Annotated in this window: 10 protein-coding genes; 9 read left to right on the top strand and 1 reads right to left on the bottom strand. The window is 75.0% G+C overall.

Annotated elements, in window-relative coordinates; genetic code table 11:
* The first annotated feature begins 65 nt into the window (after positions 1-65).
* The 6 genes from ACTT8P_RS23955 (at position 66) to ACTT8P_RS23930 (ending at position 5,020) form a co-directional block, all read left to right on the top strand.
* Positions 66-671 carry a TetR/AcrR family transcriptional regulator gene (locus tag ACTT8P_RS23955; protein WP_442833779.1) on the top strand — a complete coding sequence of 202 codons (606 nt, stop codon included), beginning with the start codon at positions 66-68 and terminating at the stop codon, positions 669-671.
* Positions 672-809: 138 nt separating this feature from the next.
* The gene (locus ACTT8P_RS23950; RefSeq protein WP_442833778.1) at positions 810-1,562 is read left to right on the top strand and encodes a class I SAM-dependent methyltransferase; all 753 of its coding nucleotides are present in this window, start codon (positions 810-812) and stop codon (positions 1,560-1,562) included.
* 79 nt (positions 1,563-1,641) lie between these two features.
* Positions 1,642-2,559 (top strand): UbiA prenyltransferase family protein, encoded by a 918-nt coding sequence (locus ACTT8P_RS23945; protein ID WP_442833777.1) that lies wholly within the window; start codon positions 1,642-1,644, stop codon positions 2,557-2,559.
* 62 nt (positions 2,560-2,621) lie between these two features.
* Positions 2,622-3,269: an HAD family hydrolase gene (locus ACTT8P_RS23940; protein WP_442833776.1), complete on the top strand. Its 648-nt coding sequence runs from the start codon at positions 2,622-2,624 to the stop codon at positions 3,267-3,269.
* Positions 3,270-3,273: 4 nt separating this feature from the next.
* Positions 3,274-4,152: a DUF1932 domain-containing protein gene (locus ACTT8P_RS23935; RefSeq protein ID WP_442833775.1), complete on the top strand. Its 879-nt coding sequence runs from the start codon at positions 3,274-3,276 to the stop codon at positions 4,150-4,152.
* Between the two features lie 136 nt (positions 4,153-4,288).
* Positions 4,289-5,020, top strand: a complete 732-nt coding sequence (locus ACTT8P_RS23930; RefSeq protein ID WP_442833774.1) for an esterase/lipase family protein — start codon at positions 4,289-4,291, stop codon at positions 5,018-5,020.
* 62 nt (positions 5,021-5,082) lie between these two features.
* Here the strand turns inward: ACTT8P_RS23930 and ACTT8P_RS23925 are convergent, their stop codons facing one another.
* A complete protein-coding gene (locus ACTT8P_RS23925; protein ID WP_442833773.1) occupies positions 5,083-5,949 on the bottom strand; it encodes an AraC family transcriptional regulator in 867 nt (288 codons plus the stop codon).
* Between the two features lie 288 nt (positions 5,950-6,237).
* Here ACTT8P_RS23925 and ACTT8P_RS23920 point away from each other — a divergent pair, with 288 nt between their 5' ends.
* The 3 genes from ACTT8P_RS23920 to ACTT8P_RS23910 form a co-directional block, all read left to right on the top strand.
* Positions 6,238-7,200: a pectate lyase family protein gene (locus ACTT8P_RS23920; protein WP_442833772.1), complete on the top strand. Its 963-nt coding sequence runs from the start codon at positions 6,238-6,240 to the stop codon at positions 7,198-7,200.
* 198 nt (positions 7,201-7,398) lie between these two features.
* Entirely contained in the window at positions 7,399-11,070 is a 3,672-nt protein-coding gene (locus ACTT8P_RS23915) for a substrate-binding domain-containing protein (RefSeq protein WP_442833771.1), read from the top strand.
* A 117-nt stretch (positions 11,071-11,187) separates the two neighbouring features.
* The coding region (locus tag ACTT8P_RS23910) for a tetratricopeptide repeat protein (RefSeq protein WP_442833770.1) at positions 11,188-12,365 on the top strand (1,178 nt) is incomplete at its 3' end.

Below are 12,365 nucleotides of genomic sequence, written 5' to 3'. Positions count from 1 at the left end.
ATCATCATCTCGGCCCGCGGTGACGTAGCGGCGCGGACGACGAGCGACGAGCGGAAGAGACGGCGATGCCCAAGCACGTGGACCACGCGGAGCGGCGTGCCCAGATCGGCCGGGCGCTGGTGCGGGTCGCCGGGCGCGAGGGGCTGCACGCGGTGGGGATGCGCGACGTGGCGGCCGAGGCGGGCGTGTCGCTGCGGCTGGTGCAGTACTACTTCGAGACCAAGGAGAAGCTGCTGCTCTTCGGCCTCGAGCAGCTGACCGCGCGGTTCCGGGAGCGGGTCGCCGCCCGGTTCGCGCAGGCCGGGCGGAACCCCGGGCCGCGGGCCGGCGTAGAGGCGCTGCTGCTGGCGGCCCTGCCCACGGACGAGGAGAGCCGTACCTTCCACTACGTCTACACCTCGTACGCCGTGCTGGCCGTGAAGGACCGGGCGCTGGCCGCCCAGCCCTTCGTCAAGGACCCCGACGCCGCGGAGGACGCGCTCGCCGGGCTGCTGCGCCGGGCGCGGGAGGACGGCCTGCTCCGTCCGGACGCGGACCCCCGGCAGGAGGCGGCCGGTCTGCTCGCCATGTCCGCCGGGCTCGGCACGGGGGTGCTGGTCGGCCAGCGCAGCGCGGAGTCGGCGGCCGCCGTGCTGCGCCATCACCTGGACCTCGTCTTCGTGACGCCCTGAGCGCCCCGGGGCCGGGACGGCGAGAGCGCCGTATCCGGTTTCGCCCGGTGCCGGATGCGGCGGCCGGTCGTTGGTGACGCAGAGGGCCGAACGCCGTGCCCGGCGGCCCCGGCCGTACCGCGACCGACTCGGAGTCCGATGATCGCCGACATGCCCCGGGGCGGCCCTGACGCGGCCCGCTGGGACCGCAGGTTCGAAACCGGCCGCGCGGAGTACATCGACCGGCCCGACACCCCTGACCAGGGCCGGCGGGCGCTGCGCGGGCTGGACCGGTTCCACCGGCTGACCGGCGGCTACCGGTCCTTCTGCCGGCTGACCCTCGCCCAGGCCCGTGACGTCCCCGCTCCGGCCGTCCTCGAACTGGGCGCGGGACTGGGCCGGCTCACCCGTCATCTCGTCGACCGGCACCCCGCGGCCCGGGTCACCGTGAGCGACATCGACCCCGACGTGGTCGGCCTGATCCGCCGCGGACCGCTGGGCGCGCACCCCCGGGTGACGCCCGCGGTGCTGGACGCCACGTCGATCGAGGCTCCGGACGGCGCCTTCGACGTGGCGGTGCTGACCATGTCGCTGCACCACCTGCCGGCGCCGGGGGTGGTGGCCCTGCTGGCGGAGGGCACCCGCGCCGCACGGCGGCTGCTGATCATCGACGGCTGGCGCCACCCCGCCTATCTCGCCGTCGCGCCGCTGCTCTGGCTGACCGGCGGCCGGCCGCATCTGCACGACGGGCTGATCAGTCTGCGCAAGCTCTACAGCGCGAAGGCGCTGCACGCGCTGGCCGCCGCGTGCACGCCGGCCGTGGCGGTGCGCACGCGGTTCGTCCCGCCGGGATACCTGGTGGTGGTGGCCACCCGGGACCGGCCCGCATCATCCGGTGTCCCCTCGGCCTGAGCGGGGTGGCAGGTCTCCGTCCCGTGTGCCGTGCCGACCGCGCGGCCGCTCCCCCGCCCCTCACCCCAGGACGTCTCCCATGACCTTCGTGGCCGCACCGGCCAAGGCCCTCTTCGCGTTCTCCCGCGGCACCCAGGCCACCCTGAGTGTCGCCCAGCCGCTGATCGCGGCGCTGATCGCCGACGACCGTCCCGCACCGCAGCGGCTCGCGGCCGCCGCGCTCGCCGCGTTCGCCGGCTTCTTCGCCGTCTTCGCCCTCAACGACCTGCTCGACATCGACATGGACCGGCGGCGCTTCGCGCATCCGCGCCCCTACGAGGGGACCGACCTCGACGGCGTCGGCGGCCGGCATCCGCTGGCCCGGGGGCGGCTGTCCCGGCGGGCCGCCCTCGCCTGGATCGGCGGCCTCGGTCTGGTCGCCGTCGTCATCACCGCGCTGCTCAGCTGGGTGTGCGTGGCACTGTTCGCCGTGGCCGCCCTGCTCCAGGTGCTCTACTGCCGGCTGGCCACCGTGACCCCGTACAAGTTCCTGGTCAGCGGGGTGATGGTGGCGGTCGGCGGCTCGGTCGGCTGGTTCACGGTGTCCACCGTCGTCGACCCGCTGCGGCTGGGTCTGTTCCTGGTGTGGATGGCAGCGTGGGAGATCGGCGGCCGCAACATCCCCAACGACCTCGCCGACCTCGACGAGGACCGCCACCTCGGCGTCCGGACCCTGCCCGTGGTCCACGGGCCCCGGGCCGGCGCCGCGACGGCCTGCGGGTTCCTCCTCGTGGCCGGCGCGGCGAGCTGCGCCCTGGCCTGGGTGGCGCTGGGCTCCTTCGGCCCGCCGGGGCTGGTCGGCACGGTGCTGGTCACGGCCGCCACCCTGGTCCGGCCGGGCCTGGCCCTGCTGCGCCGCCCGGAACCGCCGCTCGCCCTGGCGGTGTTCAACCGGGCGTCGTTCCAGCCCGTGGGGGTGCTGGCGGTCCTCGCCGTCGGGCTGGCCACCACCGGCTGACCCGGCCCGCCCGCGCGGGCGCCCGAAGAGGGCGGCGGGGCGCTGAGGTTAAGGTCGGTGCCATGCGCCTCGCCCTCTTCGACCTGGACGGCACCCTGGTCGACCGCCGTGCCGCCGTCGCGGACGCGATAGCCGATCTGGTCCACGACCACGCCTACGGACCGGAGATCGAGCGGTGGCTGCGGACCGAACTCGCCGACACCGCCGACCGCGAGGACTTCGTCCGGCTGCGGGAGGTCTTCGGCGTCGGCGAGGATCCCGGCCATCTGTGGCGCGTCTACGTCGACCGGATGGCGTCCGCGGTCACCTGCCGCCCCGCCGTCCTGGACAGCCTGGCCGCGCTGAAGGAGGCCGGCTGGAGCGTCGGCGTGGCCACCAACGGGGCCAGTGACATCCAGCGCGCCAAGCTGCGCGCCACCGGCCTCGCCGAACTGGTCGACGGCATCGCCGCCTCCGGCGACATCGACGTCCGCAAGCCGGACCCGCGGCTGTTCGAACTGGCCGCGGCCCGCTGCGGCACCCAGCTGTCCGCCGGCGACTGGATGACCGGGGACAACCCGGAGACCGACATCGCCGGCGGCGCGGCGGCCGGTCTGCGTGCCATCTGGGTACGCGGCCGCCCCTGGCCGGACGGCCTGACCGCGCCCCACCACAGCGTCGACGACGTCACCGAGGCCGTCGGCCACCTGCTCGCCCACTCCCAGGAGTAGCACCGTGCCCCACCAGCAGCCCGTCGTAGGCATCCTCCACCCCGGCAGCATGGGCGCCGCCGTCGCCGCCTGCGCGGCGGCGGGCGCCGCCACCGTCCTGTGGTGCACGGACGGCCGCAGCCCGGCCAGCGCGCAGCGCGCCGCACGGTTCGGCCTCCAGCCGGTGCCCACCCTGCGCGAACTGGCCGACCGCGCCGACGTCGTGATCAGCCTGTGCCCGCCGGCCGCCGCCGAGGACCAGGCCCGCGAGATCGCCGGACTCGGTTTCACCGGCGTGTACGTGGAGGCGAACGCCGTCAACCCGGAGCGCACCGCGCGGATCGCCGCCCTGTTCCCGCCGCCCGCCACCGTGGTGGACGGCGGGGTGATCGGCGCCCCGCCGGTGGGCGGCAGCCGGCCGACGCTGTACCTGTCCGGACCGGAACCGCAGACCACGGCGGTGGCCCGGCTGTTCGACGGCACCGCCGTGCGCGCCGAGGTGCTGGGGCCCCGGGTCGGACAGGCGTCGTCGCTGAAGCTCGCCTACGCCGGTTTCCAGAAGGTCAGCCGGGTGCTGGTCGGCCTGTCCTACGCGCTGGCCCACGAGCACGGCGTGGAGGGGGAACTGCGGGAGATCGCCCGCCGCCGCTCGGACACGTATCTGGCCGAGCCGGAGCAGGTGGCCTCGGCGGCGGCCCGGGCCTGGCGCTGGGGTCCGGAGATGGACGAGATCGCCGACACCCTTGAAGCGGCCGGGCTGCCGCCCCAGTTGCTGCGGGCGGCGGCCACCACGCTGGAGCGGTGGTACGACAGCAAGGACGACGCCGGCCTCACCCTCAGCGACGCGCTCGACCGGCTCGCCGCGCCCGAGCGGACCGGGGACACCCCGCCCGCAGAGGAGTAGCGACCACCGCACGGTGCGGGGCCGGCCCCCGGCCCCCCTGGATCACCGGTGATTTCACCGACGGCACCCGCACCGCACGCCACGACGCTGGACCGGGTCAGGCACCCGCTCCCCCGCATCCTCGTCAGGAGGGTCCATGCGTCGTCGCTCCCCACGTCGGCTCCTCGGCGTGCTCGTGGCCGCCACCGCCGCGCTCACCCTGTTCTCCCCGGCCTCGGCGGCCGCCGAGGCCGACACCGCGGCCCCGGCCGCGCCGGCCGCCGCCGCACAGCCGCTGTCGACGAGCAGCCCGGTCGTCTTCGTGCACGGTTACACCGGCAACGCCTCCAACTGGGTCACCGCCATGAGCGTCTTCCGCCTCAACGGCTGGTCCAGCTCCCATCTGTTCGCCTACGAGTACGACTCGTACGGCAACAACGTCACCAACGCGCAGGGCCTCGCCTCCTACGTCAACACCGTCAAGTCCCGTACCGGCGCGAGCAAGGTGGCGATCGTCAACCACTCGATGGGCGGCCTGGTCAGCCAGTACTACCTGAAGGTGCTGGGCGGCCACCGCAGCGTCAGCCACCTCGCCTCGATCGCCGACGCCAACCACGGCACCACGTACGCCGGGGCCTGTCTGATCTACACGACCTGCCAGCAGACGTATCCGGGGTCCTCGTTCATAGGCCAGCTCACCTCGGGCGACGAGACGCCGGGCGACACCGAGTACGCCACCTGGTACTCGGCGTGCGACGGCGTCATCATCCCGTACACCAGCACCAAGCTGAGCGGCGCGACCAACCACAACGTGCTCTGCCAGACCCACATCGGCTACCTGGCCGACACGGTCGTCCTGGGCCAGATCGCGGACTTCATCGCCTCCTGACCCGCCGGACCGCGCACCGGCCCCGGCGCCGTGCGGGCCGGGGCCGGTGCGGTGTGTCCGGTTCAGCGCTCCTCCCGTTCCACCGGGAGCCACAGTTCGGCGTCGGCCTCGGCGCCGTCCGGGGACAGCCGGGTGCGCAGGATCTCGGGGCCGGGGCGGCCGCGGTACGGGTTGGCCGGGAACCACTGGGTGAACACGTCCCGCCACAGTTCCTGGACCGCGTGCGGCGCCGGTCCCGAGGTGGTGAAGACCGCCCAGGTGCCGGCCGGGACGGGCAGTGCCGTGGTGCCCTCGGGGGCGGCGGCCGAGGTGATCACCCCGTGGTAGTAGTCGAGTTCGGTGCCCTCGGCCCGGCTCGGGTCGAGGTCATCGCAGACCGCGACGGGGCCGTGCGGTTCCTGGTCCGACAGTTTCGCCAGGCTCTCCCTCAGCCCGGGGTCGATGCCGCGGACGAAGTCGATGATCGCCTGGTTGGGTCCCAGGTGCACCAGGGGCACCCGGGCCTTGAGGCCGACGACGGTGAAGTCCGGCCGGTCCACCACGCGGTAGCGCATGCTGCTGTTCCCTTCGACGGTGAGACGGAAGGACAGCCGGGGCTGGGAGACGAGCGCGGCACCGGTCCGCCGGGCCTCGCCGGGACCGACGCCGTGCATGGCGCGGAACGCCCGGGCGAACGCCTCGCCCGAGCCGTAGCCGTAGCGCACCGCGATCTCCAGCAGGGACGCCTGCCCGGCCAGCACCTCGGCGCCCGCGACGGTCAGCCGGCGGCGGCGTACGTACTCCGACAGCGGCAGGCCCGCCAGCGCCGAGAACATCCGGCGCAGGTGGTACTCCGAGGTGGCGGCGGTACGGGCCAGCTCGGCCACGTCCACCTCCCCGTCGAGGCCGCGCTCGACGCTCTCCAGGGCCTGGTTGAGACGCTCCAGCACGTCCGGCCTCCTTCCTGTTGCGCGCTCCACGCTAGGCAGCGGGTCCCGGTCCGGACCCGACATCCGGTGCCCGATCCGGTCGGGTGCGCGGCGGCGGAACGGAACGCAATAGTCCACACAGGGCACGTCATAGTCCACAGCACTCTCCCTACGCTCACAGTGAGCCTCGGCAAGAGCCGGCCGCGAGGCTTTGGTGGTGCACCCCCACAGCACGTCCCCACAGCACGTCCCCACAGCACATCCCCCCGTACGTCCCCTCCCGGAAAACCCCCACGGACGGAGATCCACATGCGCAGGACGAGCGCACGGTTCACCCTGGCCGGAGCCACCGCGATCGCGGTTGTCATGGCCGTGACAGGCGTCGGTACGGCGAGCGGTTCCGCTCCGGCCAAGCCGCTGGCGGCGGCCGCCACCACTCCCGTCGGCTTCGGCGCGGCCACCACCGGCGGCGCCGGCGGCGGCACCGTCACCGTCTCCACCGCCTCCGCCTTCATCTCGGCCGTACAGAGCAGTACCACCCAGACCGTGCGGGTCAACGGCACGATCTCGCTGTCGTCGATGACGAAGGTCGCCTCCAACAAGACCATCGTCGGCGTCGGCACCGCCGGGAAGATCACCGGCAGCGGTCTGAACGTGGCCAGCGTGAACAACGTCATCATCCAGAACCTGACGTTCACCGGGTCCAACGACGACGCGATCAACGTCCAGTACTCCACCAACGTCTGGATCGACCACAACGACATCTCCGACGCCTACGACGGCGCGGTGGACATCAAGCGGGCCTCGACCAACATCACCGTGTCCTGGAACCGCACCCACGACCAGGACAAGAACATGCTCCTTGGCCACTCCGACGACAACTCCTCGGAGGACACCGGCAAGCTGAAGGTGACCTACGTCAACAACTGGTTCGACGGCACCAACCAGCGCAACCCGCGGGTCCGCTTCGGCAACCCGGTGCACGTGCTGAACAACTACTTCAGCGACATCGGCTCCTACGGCGTCGCGTCCACGGAGAACGCGGGCGTCCTGGTGGAGGCCAACTACTTCGAGAACACCGACGACCCGTACCACCTCGGTGAGGGCGACTCCGACGAGGGTTCGCTGGTGGCGAAGAACAACTACCTCACCGGCTCCGGTACCGGGCAGACCGGTGGCAGCGTGGCCTCGATCCCGTACAGCTACACCGCGCAGTCGGCGTCCTCCGTCAAGGCGACGGTGACCGCCGGGGCGGGCGTCGGCAAGATCTGACCCCCGCGCACCACGAGCCGCACACCGCACCCGGGCAGGACCGGTGGACCCCACGCCACCGGTCCCGCCCCCGTGCCAGGACATTCCAGGAACTCTCCGCAGACCCTCCGGTCTCCTCGCGTCCCCTGTCTTGCCGGGTGCGACCGGCTCGTCTAGGTTCTCCACCCTGTCCCGCCGGGGCCGACCGAGGGAGCGCCGATGGCCGCGGACCCGCACGGCACGGCGGACGGCGGCCCGCGCCGGCCGCTCACCATCGGGCTGCTCACCGCCAACATCCACCTCGGTGTCGGCGCCACCCTGTGGTCCGGGGTCCGCGCCGCCGCCGAACGCAACGACGTCGGCCTGGTCTGCTTCCCCGGCGGCGACCTGCGCGGCGGCGGCGTGCCGCGCAGCGCCCTGTACGAACTGGTCGGCCCGGCCCGGCTGGACGGCGTCGTCTGCTGGAGTTCCACCATCGGCCTGCCCTCCTCGGGGGCCAGGGCCCGGCAGTTGCTGCGGCGGCTGGCGCACCTGCCGGTGATCAGCCTCAACCAGCCGCTGGGCGACCAGGCGGACGTGCTGTCCGTGGACAGCCACGCGGGCATGCGCAAACTGGTCGGGCACCTGGTCGCCCGGCACGGCTGCCGGCGGCCGGCCTGCATCCGCGGTCCGGTCGCCAACCCGGTCTCCGAGGAGCGCTACCGCGCCTGTCTCGACGCGCTGCGCCACCACGGCGTCGGCCTCGAGCCCACACACGTGTGCGCGGCGGTGGACTTCGACGCGGCGGGCGGCGCCTCGGCGATGCGGGTGCTGCTGGACGCGCGGGGGCTGCGGCCGGGGGTGGACTTCGACGCGGTGCTGGCGTGCAGCGACGTGCTGGCCGCCGACGCGCTGCGGCTGCTCACCGGGCGGGGCGTGCGGGTGCCGGAGGACGTGGCCGTGGTCGGCTTCAACGACTCGCCGGAGGCCAGGCTGGGCGACCCGCCGCTGACCTCGGTGGCGCTGCCGTTCGCGGAACTCGGCGCGCTGGCCGTGGACACGCTGGTGGCCCGGCTGCGGGGGACCAGGCCCCCGGACCGTACGACCATCCCGGCCACCCTGGTCACGCGCCGCTCCTGCGGCTGCCCCTACCCGACGGCGCGGTACGCGGTGCGGCCGCGGGCGGCGGCCGGGGCGGCCGACGAGCCGCGGGGCTGGGCGGCGCTGGACGCGGTGGCGCCGTCCGCCGGCAGCCGGCTGGCGGCCGCCTTCCACGCGGACCTCGCGCCGGAGACGGCACGGGCCGCGGCGGCGGGCCCGCCGGACGACGGCGCGGGCACCGGCACCCGGAGCCACCACGCCGACCCGCCACCGGGCACCGCACGGGCCGCGGAGACAGACCCCCGAGAACACGACGCGGGCACCGGCACCCGGACCTCGCAAACCCGCCGTACCAGCCCCCCACCCGATACCGCGCGGCCCCCGGAGCCAGGCCCGCCGGACGACGGCGCGGGCGGTTTCCTGCCGTTGGTGGAGCGGCTGCTGCGGGGCCGGGCCCGGACCCAGGCCGAGGCCGAGCGCTGGCACCAGGCGCTGGAGCGGGCCCGGCTCGGCGTGGTCGATCCGCTCCCGGTGGAGCTGCGCGGCCCGGCGGAGGCGCTGTTCGGGCGGGCCCGGCTGATCGTCGCGGAACGGTCCCGGGCGCTGCTGGAGTACGGCCGCTGGACCCAGGCCGGACGGGCCCGGCGGCTGCGGGAGTTCGGTACCGCGCTGACCACGGTGGTCGACCTCGGCGGGCTCTCCGACGTACTGGAGCGCCACCTCGCCCAGCCCGGCGTACCGGCCTGCCGGATCGTGCTGTACGAGCAGACCGCGCCCGGGGCGGCGGCGCCGGTGCGCGGCATCGCCCGGCCGCTGCTGACCCGGGCGGAGGGGCGGCGGCTCGGGCACGCGGGGGTGCTGGACAGTCCGCCGTTCTCGGCCGCGCTGCTGCTGCCCGACCGCCTGATGCCGGGCGGCGGCCGGCGTTCCCGGCTGGTCCTGGAGCCCCTGCACATCGGGGAACAGCAGCTCGGTCTCGCCGTGTTCGACGCCACCGCCGGGGAGACCGCCGCCGACCAGGACGGGGCGCTGTACCGGGAGCTGGGCGACCAGATCAGCGCGGCGCTGAAGGGCATCGGGCTGTTCGACGAGGTGCGCCGGGCCCGGGACGCGGCCGAGCAGGCGAACCGGTTCCAGACCCGGCTGCTCACCCATGTCGTCGCCGAACTGCGGGACCCGCTGGAGGCGATGCTCGCGCGCGGCGGCGACGACCCGGCGGAGGTCCTCACCGAGGTGCACCGGGACGCCGCCCGGCTGCTGCACCTCAGCGCCAACCTCCTCGACCTCGCCCACTCGGAGGCCGGGGACCTGGTGCTGACCCGCCGGCTGCTCGATCCGCTGCCGCTGCTGCGGCGGGCCTGCGCCGAGGCCGCCGCCGGGCGCCGGCTGCCGGCGCGGCCGCGCTGGTCGGTCCAGTTGCCGGCCCGGCTGCCGTCGGTGCCGGCCGACGCCGCGCGGCTGCGGCAGATCCTCGGCAACGTGCTGACCGCCGCCGCGGACCGGGCCCGGGGCGGCATCGTGGAGGTGGCGGCGCGCTGGTCGCCGGCCGGGGTGCGGGTGGTCGTCGCCGTGCCCTCGGGGCCGGCCCCGGCCGCTGAGCCGCACCGGTTCGACGTCGGGCTGACCACGGCCCGCCGGCTGGCCATGATGCACGGCGGTTCGCTGCGCCCGGCCGGCGGCCCGGACCGCGTCGAGTACGTCCTGGAACTGCCCCTGCCCTCCCCCGACGGGCACGCGCACCGGCCGCCGGCCGACACCGGCCCGCTGCTCGTCGTCACGCCGGGGGACGTCACCGAGGACGTACGGCTCGCGGCCGGGCGGCTCGGAGTGCGGGCGCACCGGGCCGGCGGCGGCCACGACCCGGTGCCGTTCCCGGCGGACCGCGGGCCGGGGGCGGTGGTGTGGGAGGCGCGGCCGGACCGGCCCGAGGAGTGGCGGGCCGTGCAGCGGCTGCACGACCATCCGGCCCTGCGGCACACGCCGTTCGTGCTCTTCGGCGCCCGCGGCACCGACCTGGGGGACGCGCTGCGGGCGCTGCGGCCCAGCGGGCTGGCCGAACCGGTGGTGGTGGCGGGCCGCACCCAGGAGTCCCGGGAGGAGCTGCGCCGGATCGCGGAGGCGGCGCTGCCGGACCGGCCCACGCGGGTGGTGGCCGACGCGGCGACCGTGCTCGCGCTGATCGCGGAGGAGACGCCCCGGCTGGTCGTCCTGGAGTCCTCCCTCGCCGACCTGCACGGCCTGGACGTGGTGGAACGGCTGCACGACGGGAGCGGCCGGGCGCTGTGCCCGGCGGTCGTCGCGGGCCACGAGGGGATCACGGCGGCCGACGCGCGGCGGGCCCGGCCGCATCCGGCGCTGCTCCTGCTGGACCTGGACGTGTTCGCGCCGCACGAGGCGGCGACGCTGGTGCGGGGCCTGACCGGCCGGGACGGCCGGCTGCCGCCGCGGGTGCGGGCCGTGCTGGACGAGGCGCTGGTCTATCTCTACGAGCACTACCGGCGGCCGGTCTCCCGGTGGCAGGTGGCGCAGGCCGCCGGCGTCAGCGAGGACCACCTCGGCAAACTCTTCCACCGGCGCTACGGCCTGACGATGTGGGAGTACCTGACCCGGCTGCGGGTGCGCCGGGCGGCCGAACGGCTGCGGACCAGTGCGGACAGCGTGCAGAGCGTGGCCCGCGCGGTGGGGTTCCGCGACCGGTCGCACTTCAGCCGGGTGTTCCGCAGGGTGACGGGGGTGGCCCCGCAGTTCTACCGCGAGGAGAGCGGCCCGGACCCGGCCGTGGAGCCGGGTGTCCCGCGCCGGGTGCCGTGAGCGCCGGCGCGCGCGTGCCGCGGCGGCGGCGAGCCTTCGGCCGGTACCCGTTCGCCCCTGGGACCCCGCAATCGCCTGAAGCGTGTATTCCGCCACATGGCCGGATATGCCGTCTGCATGGGAGTGGACGACGCGTTCGCACGGGCACTGCACGCGGCGGCCCAGTGGTTCCTGCTGGCGCTCGCCGTGCTCCTGACCGTCGCGGTGGTGCGCGGTCTGTCGGCGCTGGTGCACCGGCTGCGGGCCCGGGGGCGGATCCTGCCGCTGATCCTGGTGCCGGACGGCGCGGAGCAGCAGGCCGACGGGGCGCGACGGCCGTCGGCCGCGCTCGTCTCCCATCTCGCGGCGCATCTGACGGAACACGGCGGCGAGAGCATCCTGGCCCCCGGCAGTCCGTCCACGGCCACCGCCGACAGCCGCCCGCAGACCTCCGACCCGGCCCAGGGCTGGGTCGAGTCGGTGATCCGCATCGCCCTGTCCAGTCCGCCCGGTTACGCGGTGCACCTCGACGAGCTGGAGCCCAGCGGGACGACCCGCCGGGTGTCGGTGCGCATCGTACGGGTGCCCCGCAACCGCATCATCGCGGCCACCGTCATCGCCGAGGAGGACGAGGAGCGGCTGCTGGAGCGGATCGCCGTGCACTGCGTGGCGAAGGTGCGCTCCCAGCCGGAGATGCTGCGGCGCATCCCGCGCTGGGAGCGGTGGGGGGCCGGTGAGGAGGCCCTCGCCCACTACCGCGAGGGCAGGTACGAGCAGCGGACCCAGACCCGGGCCCGGACCGGCGAGGGGGACTTCGGCGGTGAGTACACGCAGGCTCTGCGCGCCTTCGAGCAGGCGGTCGAGTTCGCGCCGGGCAATCTGCTGGTGCGGCACGGCCAGGCGGCGCTCATCGAGTTGATGCACGCGGACGACCCGGAGCAGTACCAGCGGGCCATCAAGATCTACCAGCGCTGTACGCGGCTGTGGTCGGAGCACATCGAGACGGCGTACCGCATGGCCATCGCCTACTCACGGGCCGCCCGCCCGCAGCCGCCCGATCCGCATCTCACGCCCGAGGAGGCGGAGCGGCTGCGGGCGGCGATGGCCGTCCTGGCCCGGGAGCACCTGGCGGACATCTGCCGGCGGCTGCGGCTGGCCCCGCTGCTGCGCCGGTGGCTGCGCAGCAGCATTCCGGGCGGCCGGTCCAACAGCGGGGAGCGCCGCTACTGGGGGTCGTGGCTGCTGCCGCTCCCGCTGCCGGCCAGGCGCTCGCAGCGGCGCACCTTCCTCGGCGCGATCCGGATCGCGCTCGCCGC

Source organism: Streptomyces sp. JW3 (genome assembly GCF_052216785.1).
Lineage (GTDB): Bacteria > Actinomycetota > Actinomycetes > Streptomycetales > Streptomycetaceae > Streptomyces.
Note: the sequence above shows the minus strand (reverse complement) of the source record. Positions and strands in the feature narration are given on the sequence as shown.

Coding starts and splice junctions, on each gene's coding strand:
- ACTT8P_RS23955 (WP_442833779.1), top strand. CDS start 66: ATGCCCAAGCACGTGGACCACGCGGAGCGGCGTGCCCAGATCGGCCGG.
- ACTT8P_RS23950 (WP_442833778.1), top strand. CDS start 810: ATGATCGCCGACATGCCCCGGGGCGGCCCTGACGCGGCCCGCTGGGAC.
- ACTT8P_RS23945 (WP_442833777.1), top strand. CDS start 1,642: ATGACCTTCGTGGCCGCACCGGCCAAGGCCCTCTTCGCGTTCTCCCGC.
- ACTT8P_RS23940 (WP_442833776.1), top strand. CDS start 2,622: ATGCGCCTCGCCCTCTTCGACCTGGACGGCACCCTGGTCGACCGCCGT.
- ACTT8P_RS23930 (WP_442833774.1), top strand. CDS start 4,289: ATGCGTCGTCGCTCCCCACGTCGGCTCCTCGGCGTGCTCGTGGCCGCC.
- ACTT8P_RS23920 (WP_442833772.1), top strand. CDS start 6,238: ATGCGCAGGACGAGCGCACGGTTCACCCTGGCCGGAGCCACCGCGATC.
- ACTT8P_RS23915 (WP_442833771.1), top strand. CDS start 7,399: ATGGCCGCGGACCCGCACGGCACGGCGGACGGCGGCCCGCGCCGGCCG.